Origin of the sequence: Ramlibacter algicola (assembly GCF_016641735.1) — a bacterium.
GTDB classification, from domain to species: Bacteria; Pseudomonadota; Gammaproteobacteria; order Burkholderiales; family Burkholderiaceae_C; genus Ramlibacter; species Ramlibacter algicola.
Genome location: NZ_JAEDAO010000001.1, coordinates 2261659 through 2281118 on the forward strand (window position 1 = coordinate 2261659; position 19460 = coordinate 2281118).

General features: G+C 68.9%; 18 protein-coding genes. 12 read left to right on the forward strand and 6 right to left on the reverse strand.

All coding sequences use genetic code 11. The features are described from left to right. The first annotated feature begins 1 nt into the window (after position 1). The 3 genes from I8E28_RS11045 to I8E28_RS11055 are packed head-to-tail and all read left to right on the forward strand — an operon-like array spanning position 2 to position 2766. The gene (locus tag I8E28_RS11045; protein ID WP_200788113.1) at positions 2–1171 is read left to right on the forward strand and encodes an acyl-CoA dehydrogenase family protein; all 1170 of its coding nucleotides are present in this window, start codon (positions 2–4) and stop codon (positions 1169–1171) included. After that, on the forward strand, positions 1156–1566 hold the full coding sequence (locus I8E28_RS11050; protein WP_200788114.1) for a RidA family protein: 411 nt from the start codon (positions 1156–1158) through the stop codon (positions 1564–1566). Before I8E28_RS11045 ends, I8E28_RS11050 begins: the two co-directional genes overlap by 16 nt. 21 nt (positions 1567–1587) lie before the next feature. Continuing rightward, on the forward strand, positions 1588–2766 hold the full coding sequence (locus tag I8E28_RS11055) for an acyl-CoA dehydrogenase (RefSeq protein ID WP_200788115.1): 1179 nt from the start codon (positions 1588–1590) through the stop codon (positions 2764–2766). Between the two features lie 4 nt (positions 2767–2770). Here the strand turns inward: I8E28_RS11055 and I8E28_RS11060 are convergent, their stop codons facing one another. Beyond that, positions 2771–3781 carry an amidohydrolase family protein gene (locus tag I8E28_RS11060; protein WP_200788116.1) on the reverse strand — a complete coding sequence of 337 codons (1011 nt, stop codon included), beginning with the start codon at positions 3779–3781 and terminating at the stop codon, positions 2771–2773. Between the two features lie 131 nt (positions 3782–3912). On the opposite strand from I8E28_RS11060, the gene I8E28_RS11065 reads away from it, so the two are divergent. After that, positions 3913–4875: a Bug family tripartite tricarboxylate transporter substrate binding protein gene (locus I8E28_RS11065; RefSeq protein WP_200788117.1), complete on the forward strand. Its 963-nt coding sequence runs from the start codon at positions 3913–3915 to the stop codon at positions 4873–4875. A gap of 18 nt (positions 4876–4893) precedes the next feature. Here the strand turns inward: I8E28_RS11065 and I8E28_RS11070 are convergent, their stop codons facing one another. Both I8E28_RS11070 and I8E28_RS11075 read right to left on the reverse strand, forming a co-directional pair. Then, positions 4894–5265: a hypothetical protein gene (locus tag I8E28_RS11070; protein ID WP_200788118.1), complete on the reverse strand. Its 372-nt coding sequence runs from the start codon at positions 5263–5265 to the stop codon at positions 4894–4896. Positions 5266–5642: 377 nt separating this feature from the next. Beyond that, positions 5643–6278: a GntR family transcriptional regulator gene (locus I8E28_RS11075; RefSeq protein ID WP_200788119.1), complete on the reverse strand. Its 636-nt coding sequence runs from the start codon at positions 6276–6278 to the stop codon at positions 5643–5645. A 91-nt stretch (positions 6279–6369) separates the two neighbouring features. Here I8E28_RS11075 and scpA point away from each other — a divergent pair, with 91 nt between their 5' ends. The 7 genes from scpA to I8E28_RS11110 all read left to right on the forward strand — a co-directional run bounded on the left by scpA (position 6370) and on the right by I8E28_RS11110 (position 15386). Then, a complete protein-coding gene (gene scpA / locus I8E28_RS11080; protein WP_200788120.1) occupies positions 6370–8526 on the forward strand; it encodes a methylmalonyl-CoA mutase in 2157 nt (718 codons plus the stop codon). Between the two features lie 67 nt (positions 8527–8593). Further along, the gene (gene meaB, locus I8E28_RS11085; RefSeq protein ID WP_200788121.1) at positions 8594–9583 is read left to right on the forward strand and encodes a methylmalonyl Co-A mutase-associated GTPase MeaB; all 990 of its coding nucleotides are present in this window, start codon (positions 8594–8596) and stop codon (positions 9581–9583) included. Positions 9584–9606: 23 nt separating this feature from the next. Further along, a complete protein-coding gene (locus I8E28_RS11090; RefSeq protein ID WP_200788122.1) occupies positions 9607–11139 on the forward strand; it encodes an acyl-CoA carboxylase subunit beta in 1533 nt (510 codons plus the stop codon). A 13-nt stretch (positions 11140–11152) separates the two neighbouring features. Further along, on the forward strand, positions 11153–11773 hold the full coding sequence (locus I8E28_RS11095) for a glutathione S-transferase family protein (protein ID WP_200788123.1): 621 nt from the start codon (positions 11153–11155) through the stop codon (positions 11771–11773). Between the two features lie 33 nt (positions 11774–11806). Continuing rightward, on the forward strand, positions 11807–13855 hold the full coding sequence (accC, locus tag I8E28_RS11100) for an acetyl-CoA carboxylase biotin carboxylase subunit (RefSeq protein WP_200788124.1): 2049 nt from the start codon (positions 11807–11809) through the stop codon (positions 13853–13855). Next, entirely contained in the window at positions 13852–14904 is a 1053-nt protein-coding gene (locus I8E28_RS11105) for an alkaline phosphatase D family protein (RefSeq protein WP_200788125.1), read from the forward strand. Before accC ends, I8E28_RS11105 begins: the two co-directional genes overlap by 4 nt. Next, positions 14901–15386 carry a VOC family protein gene (locus I8E28_RS11110; protein WP_200788126.1) on the forward strand — a complete coding sequence of 162 codons (486 nt, stop codon included), beginning with the start codon at positions 14901–14903 and terminating at the stop codon, positions 15384–15386. Before I8E28_RS11105 ends, I8E28_RS11110 begins: the two co-directional genes overlap by 4 nt. Here I8E28_RS11110 and I8E28_RS11115 read toward each other — a convergent pair. Beyond that, positions 15368–16327 carry a Bug family tripartite tricarboxylate transporter substrate binding protein gene (locus I8E28_RS11115; RefSeq protein WP_200788127.1) on the reverse strand — a complete coding sequence of 320 codons (960 nt, stop codon included), beginning with the start codon at positions 16325–16327 and terminating at the stop codon, positions 15368–15370. The two genes, I8E28_RS11110 and I8E28_RS11115, sit on opposite strands and share 19 nt — an antisense overlap. A 68-nt stretch (positions 16328–16395) precedes the next feature. Here I8E28_RS11115 and cuyA point away from each other — a divergent pair, with 68 nt between their 5' ends. After that, entirely contained in the window at positions 16396–17430 is a 1035-nt protein-coding gene (cuyA, locus tag I8E28_RS11120) for a D-cysteate sulfo-lyase (RefSeq protein WP_200788128.1), read from the forward strand. Between the two features lies 1 nt (position 17431). Here cuyA and rsxB read toward each other — a convergent pair whose 3' ends face one another. After that, entirely contained in the window at positions 17432–18091 is a 660-nt protein-coding gene (gene rsxB / locus I8E28_RS11125; protein ID WP_200788129.1) for an electron transport complex subunit RsxB, read from the reverse strand. Further along, positions 18088–19416, reverse strand: coding sequence for a polyhydroxyalkanoate depolymerase (locus tag I8E28_RS11130; protein WP_200788130.1), 1329 nt, complete (start codon positions 19414–19416; stop codon positions 18088–18090). The genes rsxB and I8E28_RS11130 overlap by 4 nt, the downstream gene beginning before the upstream one ends. Between the last annotated feature and the right edge of the window lie 44 nt (positions 19417–19460).

Genomic DNA, 19460 nt, shown 5'->3' on the forward strand with positions numbered 1-19460 from the left:
GATGGCGGACACCGCTTATCTCGACTGGCCTTTCCTCGAGCCGTGGCACAAGGAGCTCGCCACGTCCCTCGACGCCTGGGCCACGCAGCACGTGCCCCACGCGCACGGCCCCGACGTCGACGCCGAGTGCCGCGCTCTGGTGAAATCGCTCGGCGCGGCCGGCTGGCTGCGCCACGCCGTCGGCGGGGAGTGGGGTGCGTCTCCCGCGATCGATACGCGGGCCATCTGCCTGATCCGGGAAACCCTCGCGCGCCACAGCGGCTTGGCCGACTTCGCCTTCGCGATGCAGGGCCTGGGCTCGGGCGCGATCAGCCTGCAGGGCACGCCGGCGCAGAAGCAACGTTACCTGCCGCGCGTCGCTTCGGGCGAGGCGATCGCCGCGTTCGCCTTGTCCGAACCCGACGCGGGCTCCGACGTTGCCGCGATGCAGTGCGCTGCGCGCATCGACGGCGACCACGCCGTGCTCGACGGCGAGAAGACGTGGATCTCCAACGGCGGCATCGCCGATTTCTACGTGGTGTTCGCCCGCACCGGCGAGGCGCCCGGCTCGCGCGGCATCAGTGCCTTCATCGTCGACGCGGGCACGCCCGGGTTCGAGATCGCCGAGCGCATCGAAGTGATCGCCCCGCATCCGCTGGCGCGCCTGCGCTTCACCAACTGCAGGGTGCCGCTGTCGCAGCGCATCGGCGAGCCGGGCGAAGGCTTCAAGGTCGCGATGCGCACGCTCGACGTCTTCCGCACGTCCGTGGCTGCCGCGGCGCTGGGCTTCGCGCGACGCGCGCTGGACGAGGCGCTGCGCCGTGCAACGACGCGCAAGATGTTCAACGGCGTGCTCGCCGACTTCCAGCTCACGCAGGCCAAGCTGGCGCAGATGGCGCTGACGATCGACAGCGCCGCGTTGCTGGTCTACCGCGCCGCCTGGCAGCGCGACCAGGGCCGCACCGTCACGCGCGAAGCCGCCATGGCCAAGCTGGCCGCCACCGAAGGCGCGCAACAGGTGATCGACGCCGCCGTGCAGGTGTTCGGCGGCCTCGGCGTGGTCAGCGGCCAGCCCGTCGAAACCCTCTACCGCGACATCCGCGCGCTGCGCATCTACGAAGGCGCCAGCGAAGTGCAGCAACTGATCATCGCCCGCGAACTGCTGAAGGACACGCCATGCGAGACGAAGTGAGCCACCAGGCCATCCTGCCCGAGGGCTGGCCGCGCCCCAAGGGCTATGCCAATGCCGTGCTGGCGCGCGGCCGCATCCTGTCCATCGCGGGGATGATCGGCTGGGACGCCGAGCAGCAATTCCACAGCGACGATTTCGGCGAGCAGGCGACGCAGGCGTTGCGCAATGTCGCCGACGTGCTGCGGGCCGCCGGCGGAAAGCCGGAAGATATCGTCCGGATGACCTGGTACGTCACCGACAAGCGCGAATACCTCGCGGCCGGCCGCCAAGTGGGCGCCGCGTTCCGCGAGCTGATCGGCCACTACGACATCGCCATGACCGCCGTGGAAGTGAAAGCGCTGATCGAGGACCGTGCCAAGATCGAGATCGAGGTCACTGCCGTCCTTCCCGACTGAATTTTCTATTTGGAGCTTTCCATGGCAACCAAGGCCACGTTCCACTGGGCCGACCCGCTGCTGCTCGACCAGCAGCTCACCGGCGACGAGCGCGCCGTGCGCGACGCGGCCGCCGCGTACTGCCAGGAGAGGCTGGCACCGCGCGTGCTCGAAGCGTTCCGCACCGAGACCACCGATCCGAAGATCTTTCGCGAGATGGGCGAGCTGGGCCTGCTCGGTCCGACCATCCCGGAGCAGTACGGCGGCGCCGGCCTCAACTACGTCAGCTACGGCCTGATCGCCCGTGAGGTCGAGCGCGTCGACTCGGGCTACCGCTCGATGATGTCGGTGCAGTCCTCGCTGGTGATGGTGCCGATCTTCGAATTCGGCAACGAGGCCACGAAGCAGAAGTACCTGCCCAAGCTGGCCACCGGCGAGTTCATCGGCTGCTTCGGCCTGACCGAGCCGAACCACGGCTCCGATCCCGCCAGCATGGTCACGCGGGCCCGCAAGGTGGACGGCGGCTACAAGCTGACGGGCAGCAAGATGTGGATCTCCAACTCGCCCTTCGCCGACGTGTTCGTCGTCTGGGCCAAGGACGACGAAGGCGCGATCCGCGGCTTCGTGCTGGAGAAGGGCTGGAAGGGCCTGTCCGCACCGAAGATCCAGGGCAAGGTGGGCCTGCGGGCTTCCGTCACCGGCGAGATCGTGATGGACGAGGTGTTCTGCCCCGAGGAGAACGCGTTCCCCGAGGTGCGCGGCCTGAAGGGCCCGTTCACGTGCCTGAACTCCGCCCGCTACGGCATCGCCTGGGGCGCGCTCGGTGCGGCGGAAGACTGCTGGTTCCGCGCCCGCCAGTACGTGCTGGACCGCAAGCAGTTCGGCAAGCCGCTCGCGGCCAACCAGCTGATCCAGAAGAAGCTGGCCGACATGCAGACCGAGATCACGCTGGGCCTGCAGGGCTGCCTGCGCCTCGGTCGCATGAAGGACGATGGGACGGCGTCCGTGGAGATCACGTCGATCCTGAAGCGCAACTCCTGCGGCAAGGCGCTGGACATCGCGCGGACCGCGCGCGACATGATGGGCGGCAACGGGATCAGCGACGAATTCGGCGTCGCCCGCCACCTCGTGAACCTGGAAGTCGTGAACACCTACGAAGGCACCCACGACATCCACGCCCTCATCCTCGGGCGCGCACAGACCGGGATCGCGGCGTTCTGACCGCCTAGTTCGCCGCCGCCGGTGCCTCGACCGGCGGCAGGCGAAACAGCCGCTCGGCGTTGCGCCATGCCACCTTCTCGGCGGTGGCGGGCGTCAGCTTCGCCAGCACGCCCTCGCGGATGGCCGCCACGGTGTCGTCGTACACGCCCCAGCTGTGCACGTCGTCGATCCCCACCATGAACCGGTCGGAATGGTCTTCGATCAGCTGGCGCCATTCCGGCCGGATGCCGGCGGCCTGCAACAGGCCCGGCCCCCAGAAGACCAGCCGGTTGGGATCCTTCTGGCTCTCCTGCAAGGCGAGCGGCGCGCCGCGGAAGCTCAGGTCGCAGAACAGGTTGGGATGCTTGTCGAGCATCGTGCGAATGTCTGCCGCCGTGGTGTCCTTGCCGCAATGCGACAGCAGCACCTGGCCGCCCGGATGGTCCTGCAGCAATTGCGACAGCTGCGCCACCGAGTCGGGATGCCATTGCATGTGCATCGGCACCGGCCGCTTCTCGCGCACCGCGATGGCCATCAGCCGGCGGAAGAACGGTCCGTCCGTGGCGACGCGGCGGCGGCGCAGCGGGTCGGCGCTCGACGTCTCGGCATTGGGAAAGGTCTCGGCCAGCATGCGCGGCGGCGCCGCCATTTGCGTGTCGATGCGGCCCAGGGCCTCTTCCCGCTCGGGTCCCGGCTCGTCGGAGTAGAACCGCGGGCCAATGCGGCGCTCGGCCAGGTAGGTCTCGGACGCGCCCGTGGCGGGGATGAAGCGCTCGCCCAGCAACTGCCGCACCGCGGCATCGCGCGTCGCGGGCGAGGCGACGCCGGGGTTGCCCACGGCGCCGGCGCTCAGCGTCCAGCGGATGTTGTGCCGGTCCATATGCTCCTTCAGGTCCGCCGGGGTCATGAACAGCATCAGGTGGAAATGCACGTCGGCGATCGGCAGCGGCGGCGCCGGCCGCGCCTCCTGGGCGCACACCGGCGCGAAGGCGAGGGCAGCGGCAAGGGCAAGAAGGGCGCGGTGGGCACGAGGCATGCGGTGCTCAAGGATCGTTTCGACGCGCGATCATGCCCAGCGGCATTCCGTGGCGGGCCCCTCGCTTACCCGGTGCAGCACGCCCGGGGCACTGGGCAGAATGGCCCCACAAGCCCACCAGGAGACACCGGATGTTCAATCGCCGCTCGATCGCGCTGGCCACGCTCGCCTTGGCCGCCGCTCCCGCATTCGCCCAGCAGGTCCACTGGCCGACCAAGCCGATCCGCATCGTCGTGACGTTCACGCCCGGCGGCGCGCCGGACACATTGGCGCGCATCCTGGCGGACAAGTGGAGTTCGCTGGGCCAGACGGTCACCGTCGACAACAAGCCCGGCGCCGGCGGCAACATCGGCGCCGACTTCGTCGCCAAGAGCGCGGCGGACGGGCACACCCTCGTCGTCGGCACGGTCGGCACGCACTCGATCAATCCGGCGCTGTACGCCACGATGCCCTACAACGCGCAGAAGGACTTCACGCCGATCGTCTTCCTCGCGTCCACGCCGAACCTGCTGGTCGTCAACAAGGACGTGCCGGCGAAGACGACGCAGGAGCTCATCGCCCTCGCGAAGAAGCAGCCGCTGTCGTTCGGCTCCAGTGGCAGCGGCACGTCGATCCACCTGTCCGGCGAGCTGTTCAACACCATGGCCGGGGTGAAGATGCAGCACATCCCCTACAAGGGCCGCGCCGCCGCCATCCCGGACCTGCTGGGCGGGCGCATCCAGATGATCTTCGACAACATGCCCTCGGCGCTGCCGCTGGTGAAGACCGGCGAGCTGCGGGCCATCGCGGTCACCAGCGCCAAGCGCTCGCCGGCGGCGCCGGACATCCCGACGCTGGCGGAGACCGGCCTGCCCGGGTTCGAGGCGACCTCGTGGTTCGCGCTGTTCGCGCCCGCGGGCCTGCCGCGTGACGTGCAGATGAAGATCAATGCCGAGACGGCGCGCGTGCTCGCGATGCCCGACGTCAAGGAGAAGCTCGCCACGCTGGGCCTCGAGCCGAATCCCGGCACGCCGGAGCAGCTCGCCACCTTCCAGCAGGCCGAGCTGGTGAAGTGGGCGAAGGTCGTCAAGGAGTCCGGCGCGAAGGCCGACTGACGGCCGCCCGGCGCGGCCTCACTTGGGCTGCGCGTCGGGTCCCGCGGGCGTCGGCATCACCGGCCCGGCGCCCAGCGACTGCGTCTGGTTGGCGCGCAGCGCGGTGGCGCGCTCGGACGTCACCAGCATCACTTGGCCGTCCTGCGCCACCATCTCGGCGGCGGGGGCGGGTCCACCACCCAGCACCATCCCATTCGCGCCGGCGGTGACGATCGCCAGCGGGCGCACGTCCGCCACCGTGCCGGGGAAGTACAGGTGCTGGTCGCGCGCGGAGACGCGGTTCCAGTCGACGCCGTGCGGTGCGGACGCGCAGCCGCCGAGCAGCGCGAGGGCGAGGGCGGCGGCGCCACCGGCGATCGCGCCACGGGCGCGCGTGATGCTGGACTTCATGTCGGGCTCCCTGGACGGCACGCCTGTGCCACGGGGCCACTCTAGGAAGCTCGGCGCTGGCCGTGTGTGTGCGACTGTTGGAGTGGTGTGCGGCTGTGCCGCACCAGCAGGAGCCTGGGCGGCAGAGAGACGGGTCCGCGCCGCGACCAGAAACGCGCCAGGCTAGGCGAGGTCCGACGCGCTGTACTCGATGTACAGAAGGAGGCCGTAACGACGCATGGCGCGTTTCTGGTCACGGCCCGAAGGGTTGGGCCGATAAGGGGCCAGATGCGTCGTTGCGGCCACGGGTCCAGCCGGCCGGGCTGGACCCGCGCCCGCGCCTAGCCTCTGGCCCCTTCTCGACCCAACGCGAACCCGTCTCTCTGCCGCCCAGGCTCCTAGGCCGCGGCCTGCAGCCCGTTGCGGAAGTGTTCCTGCATGCGCTGGTGCGCCGCGGCGGCGTCGCGCGCCTGCAGCGCCTTCACCAGCCGGCCGTGCTCGGCCAGGCTCTCGTCGATGCGGCCGGCTTTCAGCAGCGAGTTGTGCCGGTTCAGCTTCATCACCTTGCGCAGGTCGGCGACGAGCTGGTTGCGCCAGCGGTTGCCGGCCAGGTCCAGCAGCTTCATGTGGAAGCGCTCGTTGAGCGCGAAGAAACGGTCGCGGTCCCGTGTCGCGCCTTCGAGTTCGTCGTGCAGCGCCTGCAACTCGGCCAGCTGCGCGTCGGTGGCGGTGGACGCGACGACGGCCGCGGCGTCGCTCTCCAACAGTGCGAGCAGGTGGTAGACCTCGGCCAGGTCGCGCTCGGACACCTCGGTGACGTACGCCCCGCGGCGCACCTTCATCGTCACCAGGCCCTCGGCGGCCAGCACCTTCAGCGCTTCGCGCAGCGGCGTGCGGCTGATGCCGAACTCCTGCGCGATCTTCACCTCGTCGATCCAGCTGCCCGGCTCCAGTTCGCGTCGGAAGATGCGCTGGCGCAACTGCTCGGCCACCTCTTCGTAGAGGGCGCGCGGGGCGAGCGAAAGGGCCGACATGGCTGCGATTCTAGGGTGGCGAGGCGTTCTGAATCAATAATTATGGGGCTGCCCGTTGCGGTAAGATGCCGCACTCTCGCGCATCCCCTCCATGTCCAAGACTCCCGAATTTCCCCGCGCCGGCCTGGCCGCGTGGACGCAAGCCGCCACCAAGTCCGCGCCCGGCGGCGACCTCGACGCGCTGGCCTGGGTGACGCCCGACGGCATCCGCGTCAAGCCGCTCTATACCGCCGCCGACCTCGAAGGACTGCAGCACGCCGACACCCTGCCGGGCTTCGCGCCCTACCTGCGCGGCCCGCAGGCCACGATGTACGCGGTGCGCCCGTGGACGATCCGCCAGTACGCGGGCTTCTCCACCGCCGAGGAGTCCAACGCCTTCTACCGCCGCGCGCTGGCCGCCGGCGGGCAGGGCGTCTCGGTCGCGTTCGACCTGGCGACCCACCGTGGCTACGACAGCGACCACCCTCGCGTGTTCGGCGACGTCGGCAAGGCCGGCGTGGCGATCGACTCGGTCGAGGACATGAAGATCCTGTTCGACGGCATCCCGCTGGACAAGGTGTCGGTGTCCATGACGATGAACGGCGCCGTTTTGCCAGTGCTGGCGGGCTACGTCGTCGCCGCCGAAGAGCAGGGCGTGAAGCAGGACCAACTGTCCGGGACCATCCAGAACGACATCCTCAAGGAGTTCATGGTCCGCAACACGTACATCTACCCGCCCGAGCCCTCGATGCGCATCGTGGGCGACATCATCGAGTACACGGCGTCGCACATGCCGAAGTTCAACTCGATCTCGATCTCCGGCTACCACATGCAGGAGGCGGGGGCCAACCAGGCGCTGGAACTCGCGTTCACGCTGGCCGACGGCAAGGAGTACGTGAAGACGGCGCTGGCCAAGGGGCTGGACGTCGATGCGTTCGCGGGCCGCCTGTCCTTCTTCTGGGCGGTCGGGATGAACTTCTATCTCGAGATCGCCAAGATGCGCGCGGCGCGCCTCTTGTGGTGCCGGATCATGCAGGGCTTCGGCGCGAAGAACCCCAAGAGCCTGATGCTGCGCACGCACTCGCAGACCTCGGGCTGGTCGCTCACCGAGCAGGACCCGTACAACAACGTCGTGCGGACCACCATCGAGGCGATGGCCGCGGTGTTCGGCGGCACGCAGTCGCTGCACACCAACAGCTTCGACGAGGCGATCGCGCTGCCTTCGGAGTTCAGCTCGCGCATCGCGCGCAACACGCAGCTGATCATCCAGGAGGAAACGCACATCACGAACGTGATCGACCCCTGGGCCGGCAGCTACATGATGGAGAAGCTGACCCAGGAGATGGCGGATGCCGCCTGGAAGATCATCGAGGAAGTCGACGCCATGGGCGGGATGACGCGCGCCGTCGACTCGGGCTGGGCCAAGCTGAAGATCGAGGCCGCGGCCGCCGAGAAGCAGGCGCGCATCGACTCGGGCAAGGACGTGATCGTCGGCGTCAACAAGTACCGCCTCGCGAAGGAAGACCCGGTCGAGATCCTCGAGGTTGACAACCACATGGTGCGCGAGCAGCAGGTCGCGCGCCTGCAGCAGATCCGCGCCATGCGCGATGGCGCCAAGGTGCAGCAGGCGCTGGACGCGCTCACCGCCGCCGCGCAATCGGGGCAGGGCAACCTGCTGGCCCTGGCCATCGACGCCATCCGCCTGCGCGCGACCGTGGGCGAGGTGTCCGACGCGCTGGAGAAAGTCTTCGGGCGCCACCGCGCCGACACGCAGAAGGTGACCGGTGTGTACGCAGCCGCCTACGACTCCGCCGAAGGGTGGGAAAAGCTCCAGCAGGAGATCGCGCAGTTCGCTGAAGACCATGGCCGGCGGCCGCGCGTGATGGTCGCCAAGCTGGGCCAGGACGGCCACGACCGCGGCGCCAAGGTCGTCGCCACCGCCTACGCCGACCTCGGCTTCGACGTCGACATGGGCCCGCTGTTCCAGACGCCCGAGGAATGCGCGCGCCAGGCGATCGAGAACGACGTGCACGCGGTCGGCGTGTCGACGCTCGCGGCCGGCCACAAGACGCTGGTGCCCGCGATCCTCGAGGAACTGAAGAAGCAGGGCGGCGGCGACATCATCGTGTTCGTCGGCGGCGTGATCCCGCAGCAGGATTACCAGTCCCTCTACGACGCCGGCGTGAAGGGCATCTACGGCCCCGGCACGCCGATCCCCGCCAGCGCGAAGGACGTGCTGGAGCACATCAAACGGGCCGTGGCCGAATGACCGCGGAGGGCTGGGGCGGGGGCGCCCCCCTCCCGACCTCCCCCTGCAGTGGGGAGGAGATCCGGCCATGAGCCTCGCGCCGCTGGTGATCGGCCCTGCCGGCGCCGCGCAGCGCCGCGCCATCGCCAAGGCCATCACCCTTCTCGAATCCACCCGCGCCGACCACCGCGCGCAGGCGGACCAGTTGCTCACCGAACTGCTGCCGCACACGGGCAAGTCGTTTCGCCTCGGCATCTCCGGCGTGCCGGGCGTCGGCAAGAGCACCTTCATCGAGGCGCTCGGCCTGTGCCTCATCGCGCAGGGGCATCGCGTCGCGGTGCTGACCATCGATCCGTCGAGCACCGTCTCGGGCGGCTCCATCCTGGGCGACAAGACGCGCATGGAGCAGCTGTCCGTGCACCCGCAGGCCTACATCCGCCCGAGTCCCTCGGGCGGCACGCTGGGCGGCGTGGCGGAGAAGACGCGCGAGGCGATGCTGGTGTGCGAAGCCGCCGGCTACGACGTCGTGATCATCGAGACGGTCGGTGTCGGCCAGAGCGAGACCGCCGTCGCTGGCATGACCGACATGTTCGTGCTGATGCAGCTGCCCAATGCGGGCGACGACCTGCAGGCGATCAAGAAGGGCGTGATGGAGCTGGCCGACCTGGTCGTGATCAACAAGGCCGACATCGACGCCGACGCCGCCACGCGGGCGCAGGCCCAGATCACCAGCGCGCTGCGCCTGTTCACGCAGCAAGGGCGCGAGCGCGGCGGCTGGACGCCGCAGGTCGTTCAGCTGAGTGCGCTCAAGCAGGTCGGCGTCGACGCCTTCTGGCAGGCCGTCTCGAAATTCCGCGAAGTCCGCACCAGCGAAGGCCGGCTGCAACAGCGCCGCCAGCACCAGGCACTCGCGTGGATGCACGAGCGCATCGAAGCCGGCCTGAAGCAGGCCTTCCGCTCGCATCCGCAAGTGCGTGCGCTGCTGCCCCAACTCACCGCCGACGTGGAGCAGGGCCGCCTGCCCGCGTCGACCGCCGCGCGCCAGTTGCTGGCCGCGTGGCACCCGAACACACCCTGAAGAACGAGAGTCCGGAGAGCACCATGCAAGACATCCTCGACCAGCTCGAACGCAAGCGCGCCGCGGCGCGGCTGGGCGGCGGTCCCAAGCGCATCGACGCGCAGCACAAGAAGGGCAAGCTGACGGCGCGCGAGCGCCTCGAACTGCTGCTCGACGAAGGCACGTTCGAGGAGTGGGACATGTTCGTGGAGCACCGCTGCCACGACTTCGGCATGGACCAGAACAAGATCCCCGGCGACGGTGTCGTGACCGGCTACGGGATGATCAACGGCCGCCTGGTGTTCGTCTTCAGCCAGGACTTCACCGTGTTCGGCGGTGCGCTGTCGGAAGCGCATGCCGAGAAGATCTGCAAGGTGATGGACCAGGCGATGAAGGTCGGCGCGCCCGTCATCGGCCTGAACGACTCCGGCGGTGCGCGCATCCAGGAAGGCGTCGCCTCGCTGGGCGGCTACGCCGACGTGTTCCAGCGCAACGTGCTGGCGTCGGGCGTCGTGCCGCAGATCAGCATGGTGATGGGCCCTTGCGCCGGCGGCGCGGTGTATTCGCCCGCGATGACCGACTTCATCTTCATGGTGAAGGACTCCAGCTACATGTTCGTCACCGGCCCCGACGTGGTGAAGACGGTGACGCACGAGGAGGTGACGGCGGAGGAACTGGGCGGCGCGTCCACGCACACGACGCGCAGCGGCGTCGCCGACCTCGCGTTCGAGAACGACGTCGAGGCGCTGATCATGCTGCGCCGCCTCTACAACTACCTGCCGCTGAACAACCGCGAGAAGCCGCCGATCCGCCCCAGCAACGACCCGGTGGACCGCATGGACCACTCGCTCGACACGCTCGTGCCGGACAACCCGAACAAACCGTACGACATGAAGGAGCTGATCCTGAAGACGGTCGACGACGGCGACTTCTTCGAGCTGCAGCCCGAGTACGCGAAGAACATCATCATCGGCTTCGGCCGCTTCGAGGGGCAGACGGTCGGCATCGTGGCCAATCAGCCGCTGGTGCTGGCCGGCTGCCTGGACATCAAGAGCTCGATCAAGGCGGCGCGCTTCGTGCGCTTCTGCGACGCCTTCAACATCCCGGTCGTCACCTTCGTCGACGTGCCCGGCTTCATGCCCGGCACCAGCCAGGAGTACGGCGGCATCATCAAGCACGGCGCCAAGCTGCTGTTCGCGTACGCCGAGTGCACGGTGCCCAAGGTCACCGTGATCACGCGCAAGGCCTACGGCGGTGCGTACGACGTGATGAGCTCCAAGCACCTGCGCGGCGACGTCAACTTCGCGTGGCCCAACGCCGAGATCGCGGTGATGGGCGCCAAGGGCGCGGTGGAGATCATCTTCCGCGAGGACAAGAACGACCCGGCCAAGCTGGCCGCCCGCGAGGCCGAGTACAAGGCGCGCTTCGCCAACCCGTTCATCGCCGGCGCGCGCGGCTTCATCGACGACGTGATCCTGCCGCACGAGACCCGCAAGCGCATCTGCCGCTCGCTGGTGATGCTGCGCGACAAGAAGCTCGAGAACCCGTGGCGCAAGCACGGCAACATCCCGCTGTGAAGGAGGCCTGAGCATGTCCCTCGTCCTGCACTACCACCCGTATTCGCGTGCCGCCGGCACGCTCTGGGCACTCGAGGAAGCCGGCCAGCCCTACGAGCTGAAGGTCGTCGACATCATGAAAGGCGAGCAGAAGGGGCCCGGGCTCGTCGCGAAGAACCCGATGGGCAAGCTGCCGACGCTCGAGGACGGCGACGTGGTCGTGACCGAGGCGGCGGCGATCTGCCTGTACCTGGCGGACCGCTATGCGCCCGGCAAGCTCGCGCCGGCGCTGGACGATCCGCGCCGCGGCACCTACCTGCGCTGGTCCTTCTTCGCGCCCAGCGTCATCGAGCCGGCCGTGATGGCCAAGGTGTCCGGCTGGACCTACAAGGAGGTCGCGGCGGGCTGGGGCAACTACGACTCGATGATCGCCGCTGCCGAGAGTGCGCTGGCCCACGGCCCGTTCGTCCTCGGCGAGCAGTTCTCGATGGCCGACGTGGTGCTCGGCGGGCTGCTGCGCTTCATGCTGCAGTTCAAGACCATCGAGCCGCGGGCCGCCTTCACCGGGTACGTCGCGCGCCTCGACCAGCGTCCTGCCTTCCAGCGCGCCGAGGCGCGCAACCTCGCCATGCGCCAGCAACTGGGCCTCAAGTGATGTCCAAGAAAATCCTGATCGCGAAGGGGCACCATGTTTAAGAAGATCCTGATTGCGAATCGCGGCGAGATCGCGTGCCGCGTCATCAAGACGGCCAAGAAGATGGGTATCGCGACCGTCGCGGTGTATTCCGATGCGGATCGCGATGCCCGCCACGTGCAGCTGGCCGACGAGGCCGTGCACATCGGCGCCGCGCCCTCGCGCGAGAGCTACCTGCAGGCCGACCGCATCATCGCGGCGTGCAAGCAGACCGGCGCGCAGGCCGTGCACCCCGGCTATGGCTTCCTGTCGGAGAACGAGGACTTCGCGAGGAAGGTCGAGGAGGAGGGCATCACCTTCATCGGCCCCAAGCACTACTCGATCGCGGCGATGGGCGACAAGATCGCGTCCAAGAAGCTGGCCAACGAGGCCAAGGTCAACACGATCCCGGGCTACAACGACGCGATCGAGTCGGCCGAGCAGGCCGTGGCCATCGCCAAGGACATCGGCTACCCGGTGATGATCAAGGCGTCGGCCGGCGGCGGCGGCAAGGGCCTGCGCGTCGCCTGGAACGACAAGGAAGCCTTCGAAGGCTTCACGTCGTGCCGCAACGAAGCCCGCAACAGCTTCGGGGACGACCGCGTGTTCATCGAGAAGTTCGTCGAGGAGCCGCGCCACATCGAGATCCAGGTGCTGGGCGACTCGCACGGCAACGTGATCTACCTGAACGAGCGCGAGTGCTCGATCCAGCGCCGCCACCAGAAGGTCATCGAGGAGGCGCCGTCGCCCTTCATCAGCGACAAGACGCGCAAGGCGATGGGCGATCAGGCCGTCGCGCTGGCCAAGGCGGTGAAGTACCAGTCAGCGGGCACGGTGGAATTCGTGGTCGGCAAGGACCAGTCGTTCTACTTCCTGGAGATGAACACGCGCCTGCAGGTGGAGCACCCGGTCACCGAGTGCATCACCGGCCTGGACCTCGTGGAGCTGATGATCCGCGTCGCGGCCGGCGAGAAGCTGCCGATCGCGCAGAAGGACGTGAAGCGCGACGGCTGGGCGATCGAGTGCCGCATCAACGCCGAGGACCCGTTCCGCAACTTCCTGCCGTCCACCGGCCGGCTGGTGCGGTTCCAGCCGCCGAAGGAGACCATGTGGGCTTCGGACACCGAGCACCTGCAAGGCGTGCGCGTCGACACCGGTGTACAGGAGGGCGGCGAGATCCCGATGTACTACGACTCGATGATCGCCAAGCTCATCGTGCACGGGAAGGACCGCAACGAAGCGATCGCGAAGATGCGCGAGGCGCTCAACGGCTTCGTGATCCGCGGCATCTCCAGCAACGTGCCGTTCCAGGCCGCGCTGCTGGCGCACCCGCAGTTCGTCGCCGGCCAGTTCAACACCGGCTTCATCGCCGAGCACTACGGCCAGGGCTTCCGCGCCGAGGACGTGCAGCACGACGATCCGGACTTCCTCGTGGCGCTGGCCGCGTTCGTGAACCGGCGCGCGCTCCAGCGCTCGGCCGGCATCAGCGGGCAACTGCGTGGCCACGAGTTCCGCGTGGGCGAGGACTTCGTCGTCGTGGTGGCGGGGCAGGGCGCGGACAACCGCCGCGTCCCGGTGAAGGTGTCCGACTTCCAGGCCGTGTCCGGCTCCAGCGTCGTCATGGTGGCCGACAAGCGCTACGAGATCTGCACCAAGTGGCACCTGGGCGGCGCGCGCATCCGCGGCACGGTGAACGGCCAGCCGTTCACGGCGCAGGTGGAGCGCGGCATCGGCAAGAACCCGCTCGCCATCTCGATCAACCACGACGGCACGCGCCTGGTGGCGATGGTGTTCACGCCGCGGACGGCGGCACTGCACGAGCTGATGCCCTACAAGGCACCGCCGGACTTGAGCCGCTTCGTGCTGTCGCCGATGCCGGGCCTGCTGGTCGACGTCGCCGTGCAGCCGGGCCAGAAGGTGCAGGCCGGCGAGCGCGTCGCGGTGATCGAGGCGATGAAGATGGAGAACGTGCTGTTCGCCACTGCGGACGGCGTCGTCGCCAAGGTGCTCGCGGGCAAGGGCGAATCGCTCGCGGTCGACCAGCCGATCGTGGAATTCGAATGAGCGGCATCCAGCGTCGCGAGCTGCTGGTCGGCACCGCCGCGGTCGCGCTGGCGGGCTGTGCCACGACCACGCCGGCGCAACAGCCGCTGCGGCGCGTGGCGTTCGGCTCCTGCTTCGACCAGTCGCAGGCGAAGCAGCCGGTGTGGGACGCGATCCTCGCCGCGAAGCCGGATCTGTTCCTCTTCGGCGGCGACAACGTCTATTGCGAGATGCCGTTCACGCGCGAGCGCCTGCGTGAGGCGTATGCGCAGGCATCGACATCGGCTGGCCTGCGTCGCGTGCGTGAAACCATCCCGCACCTGGCGATCTGGGACGACCACGACTACGGCCAGAACGACGGCGGCGCCGACTTCGCGGGCAAGCAGGTGGCGAAGGAGGAATTCCTCGCCTACTGGAACGTGCCCGCCAACGATGCCCGGCGCCAGCGCGAAGGGCTCTACACCTCGCAGGCGTTCGGCCCGCCGGGGCAGCGCGTGCAGGTCATCGTGCTCGACACGCGCTGGTTCCGCTCGCCGTGGAAGCGCACCGACCAGCGTGACGCGCCCGGCAAGGAACGCTACGTGGCCGATGCCGACCCTTCAAAGACGATCCTGGGCGCCGCGCAGTGGGCCTGGCTGGAGCAGCAGTTGCGCGAGCCCGCGCAGGTGCGCCTCATCCTGTCCGGCTACCAGGTGCTGGCGGAAGGCCACGGCTGGGAACGCTGGGGCCTCTTGCCGCACGAGAAGCAGAAGCTGCTGCGACTGCTCGCGGACACGCGCGCCGGTGGCGTCGTGCTGCTGTCCGGCGACCGGCACATCGGTACGTTCTACCGCGATCCCGGCACTGCCTATCCGCTGACCGAAGTCACGGCCAGCGGCTTCACGCACACCTGGGAGGCGGCGCGCGAAGCCGGTCCCAACCGCATCGGCGAGCTGTTCACCGAACTCCACTTCGGCACCGTCGACATCGACTGGGCCGCGCGTGCGATCCAGCTGGCCCTCGTGGACCTGCAGGGGCGCACGCGCCGCAGCGTCGCGCTCTCCTTCGACGAACTGAAAGTCACCGCATGACACGTCCCTTCAAGGTGCTGGGCATCCAGCAGATCGCCATCGGCGGCCCGGACAAGCAGCGCCTGCGCCAGCTCTGGGTCGACCTGTTCGGCCTGGAAGTGACGGGCACCTACGTGAGCGAGCGCGAGAACGTCGACGAGGACATCTGCGCGACGGGCGCGGGCGCGTTCAAGGTCGAAGTCGACCTGATGCAGCCGCTGGACCCGGAGAAGAAGCCGGCCGTGCATGCCACGCCGCTGAACCACGTGGGCCTGTGGATCGACGACCTGCCCAAGGCCGTCGAATGGCTGCAGGCGCAGGGCCTGCGCTTCGCGCCGGGCGGCATCCGCCGCGGCGCGGCGGGCTTCGACATCACCTTCGTGCACCCGAGGGGGAACGAGGAGTTCCCCCTCGGCGGCGAAGGCGTGCTGATCGAGCTGGTGCAGGCGCCGCCGGAGGTGGTGCGCGCCTTCACCGCGCTGGCTCAGTCGACCGACATCTGAGCCTTGCGGGCGACCTCGCCCAGGCGCACGTACTCGGCCTGGGTGAGCTTCTCCAGCTCCTGCGCGGTCGAGCCCTGCGGCGTGAAGCCGGCCTTCACCAGCTTCTCCTTCACAGCGGGCGTCGCCAGCGCTTCGGCGAAAGCGTCGCTCAGCACCTTGACGACCTTCGGGTCCATGCCGGCGGGGCCGTACAGGCCGAACCACGGATCGACCTCGTAGCCGGCCAGGCCCGCTTCGGCGATCGTGGGCACGTCGGGCAGCGACGGCGAGCGGCGCTTGCCCGCGACCGCGAGGGCCTTGAGCTTGCCGGCCTGGATGTGCGGCAGCGACGCCGGCAGGTTGTCGAACATCGCCGGCAGGTGGCCGCCGATCGTGTCGGTGATGCCGGGGACGCTGCCCTTGTACGGCACGTGCGTGAGGTCCACGCCGGCCATCTGCGAGAACATCACGCCGGCCAGGTGCATCGACGTGCCCGCGCCGGCGGTGCCGAACTGCAGGCCGGGCGTCTTTTTCGCGTAGGCGATGAATTCCTTGACGTTGTTCACCGGGACCTGCGGGCCGACTTCCAGCACGATGGTCGAGTAGCCCAGCATGCTGATCGCCGTGAAGTCCTTGCGCGGGTCGAACGGCATCTTCTTGTACAGGTGCGGGTTCAGGGCATTGGTCGAAATGGCGCCGAAGCCGATCGTGTAGCCGTCGGGCGCGGCCTTGGCGACGGCGTCCATGCCGATGTTGCCGCCGGCGCCGGGGCGGTTCTCGATGACAACGGGCTGGCCCAGCTTGTGCGAGACGTGCTCGCCGACGGTGCGCGCCACCAGGTCGGTGGTGCCGCCCGGCAGGTAGGGCACGACGAACTTGATCGGCTTGGCGGGGAAGCCTTGCGCCGAGGCAGCGGCGGAGGTGACGGCGAGCGCGAACGCGGCGATCCAGCGGACTTTCATCTGGGTGGGTGTCAGTGCTTGTTGGGGAAGGGACGATTCTAGGTTCGCGCCCTCGCTAAGATCGTGCGATGGACCTCTCACGCATCCCCCGCCGTTGCTACACGCCGTTCGCGACGCCGCTCGAATTCCTTCCGCGCTTTTCCGACGCGCTCGCCGCCAGTTGCCCGGACGGGCAGGGGCCGCGCGTGTGGATCAAGCGCGATGACATGCTCGGGCTGTTCCCGGGCGGCAACAAGACGCGCAAGCTGGAGTTCCTCGTGGCCGACGCGCTGGCCAAGGGCGCGGACACGCTGGTGACCTGCGGCGCGCCGCAGTCCAACCATTGCCGCATCACGCTGGCGGCCGCGGTGAAGGAAAGCCTCAAGTGCCGCTTCGTCATCGAGGAGCGCGTCCCCGGCAGCTACGACCCCAAGGCCAGCGGCAACAACTTCATGTTCAAGCTGCTCGGCGTCGAGGCCATCACCGTGGTGCCCGGCGGCAGCAACATGGCCGCCGAGATGCAGAAGGTGGCGGACGCCGTCGAGAAGGAAGGCCGCAAGGCGTACATCATCCCGGGCGGCGGCTCCAACGCCGTCGGCGGCCTGGGCTACGTCGCCTGCGCGCAGGAACTGCAGCAGCAGCTGTACGACACCGGCACGCGCATCGACAAGGTCGTCGTCGGCTCGGGCAGCTCGGGCACGCACGGGGGGTTGCTCGCCGGCTTCATCGGCAACACGATCCGCATCCCGATCATCGGCATCGGCGTCAGCCGCGACCCCGCCGACCAGGAACCGCTGGTGCACAAGGAAGCGCAGGCGGTGCTCGATCTGCTGGAGACTGGCCTGACGGTGCCGCGCGAGATGGTGCGCAGCGTCGGCGGCTACTGGCAGCCCAAGTACTCGATCCCCAACGAGGCGATGGTCGAAGCGGTGCAGATGCTCGCGCGCACCGAGGGCATCCCGCTGGACCCGGTCTACACCGGGAAGATCATGGCGGGCCTGATCGGCCTCGCGCGCCAGGGTGAACTGAAGGCCGGCGAGAACGTGCTGTTCCTGCACACGGGCGGCCTGCCGTCGCTGCACGCGTACGAGCCGGTGGTGCTGGGCGAAGCGCCGGCGGCCTGAGTCAGGACTGTTGCTGGCGGCGCGCCCGGGCGCGCGCCAGCGCGGCCTCGATCACGCGCTTCTTGCGATCGGCTTCGTCGCCCTCGGCGCCGTGCGTGTGCGCCTGCAGGTCGGCCAGCTTGGCCTCGGCCTTGCGCTCCAGCCGCTCGGCCTGTTCGAGCTCCTCGCGCTTCAGCCGCTGTTGCCGCGCCTCGTAGCGCGCGAGGGCCTGCGCCGCATCCGCTTCGCTCCACGCGGCCCAGCCCGTGCGGGCGCCGGTGGTGTTCTCCAGCGCGATGCAGTCGACCGGGCACACCGGCACGCACAGCTCGCAGCCGGTGCAATACGGCTCGATCACGGTGTGCATGTGCTTGTTGATGCCGGTGATGGCATCGGTGGGGCAGGCCTTCAGGCACAAGGTGCAGCCGATGCACCAGGCCTCGTCGATGACGGCCAGCGTGCGCGGGCCTTCGTGGCCGTTCCCCGGATTGAGGGGGATGTCCTCGCGGCCGAGGATCGCGGCCAGGCGATGCACGCCTTCCGCGCCACCGGGCGGGCACTGGTTGTGCGCGGCCTCGCCGGAGGCCATCGCCTCGGCGTAGGACCGGCAATCGGGGTAGCCGCAGCGCGTGCACTGCGTCTGCGGCAGCGCGGCGTGCAGCCGCGCTGCGAGCGGGGTCACGCCGCGGCGGCCGCCTTGCGCCGCCGCGCCGGAGCCGCGCGCTTGGCCGTGGCCGGCGCCTCGCCGAAGCGGGCGATGAAGTCGCGCACCTGCGGGTAGGCCAGCTCGCGCCAGCGGCGGCCGCTGAAGATGCCGTAGTGGCCCGCGCCCTTGACCTCGTAGTGCTGCTGGCGCGCCTTGGGAACGCCGGTGCACAGGCCGTGCGCGGCCTCGGTCTGGCCGGCGCCGGAGATGTCGTCCAGCTCACCCTCGATCGTCAGCAGCGCCGTGGTCGTGATGTCCTGCGGCCGCACGCGCTCGACGTCGTCGCCGTCGACGGTGGGCACGTCCCACGTGCCGTTCACGAGCGCGAAGTCCTGGAAGACCGTCTTGATGGTCTCCAGGTAGTAGTCCGCGTCCATGTCGAGCACCGCGTTGTACTCGTCGTAGAACTTGCGGTGCGCCTCGGCGCTGGCGTCGTCACCGGCGATCAGGTGCTTGAAGTAGTCGTAGTGGCTGGACAGGTGGCGGTCCGGGTTCATCGCGACGAAGCCGGTGTGCTGCAGGAAGCCGGGGTACACGCGACGGCCCGCGCCGGGGAAGCTGGACGGCACGCGGTAGATCACGTTCGACTCGAACCACTCGTAGCTCTTGTTCGTCGCGAGGTTGTTCACCGCGGTCGGCGACTTCCGGGCGTCGATCGGGCCGCCCATCATGGTCATCGTCAGCGGCGTCTGTTCGCCGCGCGACGCCATCAGCGAGACGGCCGCCAGCACCGGCACCGTCGGCTGGCACACGCTGATCACGTGGCAGTTGCCGTATTCGGACTGCAGCAGGCGGATGAAGTCCTGGATGTAGTGGACATAGTCGTGCAGGTGGAAGGTGCCACGCTCGAGCGGCACCATGCGCGCGTCCTTCCAGTCCGTGATGTAGACCTTGTGGTCCTGCAGCAGCGTGCGCACCGTGTCGCGAAGCAGCGTGGCGTAGTGGCCCGACAGGGGCGCGACCACGAGCACGGCGGGCTGGGTCTTCAGCTTGGCGAGCGTGTGCGGCTCGTCGGAGTAGCGCTTGAAGCGGCGCAGTTCGCAGAACGGCGTGTCGACGACGACGCGTTCCTGGATCGCCACGTCGACGCCGTCCACTTCCACGGACGTGATGCCGAACTGCGGCTTCTCGTAGTCCTTCCACAGCCGGTACATCAGCTCGTAACCGGCGGACACGCGCTGCGAGAGCGGGTTCTGGGCGAAGGGGGCGAGCGGGTTGCTGTACAGCTTCGCCGCGGCCTGGGCGAAGTCGGCGAAAGGTTCCATCAGCGAGCGCTGCGCTTCGTAGATCTGGTAAAGCATGGCTGGACCCTCGGTTGTGCAGCGCAATATAACAGTCCGCCCGG

Bases quoted from the DNA above. Each gene is read 5' to 3' on its own strand.
- I8E28_RS11045 (WP_200788113.1), top strand. From the start codon at position 2: ATGGCGGACACCGCTTATCTCGACTGGCCTTTCCTCGAGCCGTGGCAC.
- I8E28_RS11050 (WP_200788114.1), top strand. From the start codon at position 1,156: ATGCGAGACGAAGTGAGCCACCAGGCCATCCTGCCCGAGGGCTGGCCG.
- I8E28_RS11055 (WP_200788115.1), top strand. From the start codon at position 1,588: ATGGCAACCAAGGCCACGTTCCACTGGGCCGACCCGCTGCTGCTCGAC.
- I8E28_RS11060 (WP_200788116.1), bottom strand. From the start codon at position 3,781: ATGCCTCGTGCCCACCGCGCCCTTCTTGCCCTTGCCGCTGCCCTCGCC.
- I8E28_RS11065 (WP_200788117.1), top strand. From the start codon at position 3,913: ATGTTCAATCGCCGCTCGATCGCGCTGGCCACGCTCGCCTTGGCCGCC.
- I8E28_RS11070 (WP_200788118.1), bottom strand. From the start codon at position 5,265: ATGAAGTCCAGCATCACGCGCGCCCGTGGCGCGATCGCCGGTGGCGCC.
- I8E28_RS11075 (WP_200788119.1), bottom strand. From the start codon at position 6,278: ATGTCGGCCCTTTCGCTCGCCCCGCGCGCCCTCTACGAAGAGGTGGCC.
- scpA (WP_200788120.1), top strand. From the start codon at position 6,370: ATGTCCAAGACTCCCGAATTTCCCCGCGCCGGCCTGGCCGCGTGGACG.
- meaB (WP_200788121.1), top strand. From the start codon at position 8,594: ATGAGCCTCGCGCCGCTGGTGATCGGCCCTGCCGGCGCCGCGCAGCGC.
- I8E28_RS11090 (WP_200788122.1), top strand. From the start codon at position 9,607: ATGCAAGACATCCTCGACCAGCTCGAACGCAAGCGCGCCGCGGCGCGG.
- I8E28_RS11095 (WP_200788123.1), top strand. From the start codon at position 11,153: ATGTCCCTCGTCCTGCACTACCACCCGTATTCGCGTGCCGCCGGCACG.
- accC (WP_200788124.1), top strand. From the start codon at position 11,807: ATGTTTAAGAAGATCCTGATTGCGAATCGCGGCGAGATCGCGTGCCGC.
- I8E28_RS11105 (WP_200788125.1), top strand. From the start codon at position 13,852: ATGAGCGGCATCCAGCGTCGCGAGCTGCTGGTCGGCACCGCCGCGGTC.
- I8E28_RS11110 (WP_200788126.1), top strand. From the start codon at position 14,901: ATGACACGTCCCTTCAAGGTGCTGGGCATCCAGCAGATCGCCATCGGC.
- I8E28_RS11115 (WP_200788127.1), bottom strand. From the start codon at position 16,327: ATGAAAGTCCGCTGGATCGCCGCGTTCGCGCTCGCCGTCACCTCCGCC.
- cuyA (WP_200788128.1), top strand. From the start codon at position 16,396: ATGGACCTCTCACGCATCCCCCGCCGTTGCTACACGCCGTTCGCGACG.
- I8E28_RS11130 (WP_200788130.1), bottom strand. From the start codon at position 19,416: ATGCTTTACCAGATCTACGAAGCGCAGCGCTCGCTGATGGAACCTTTC.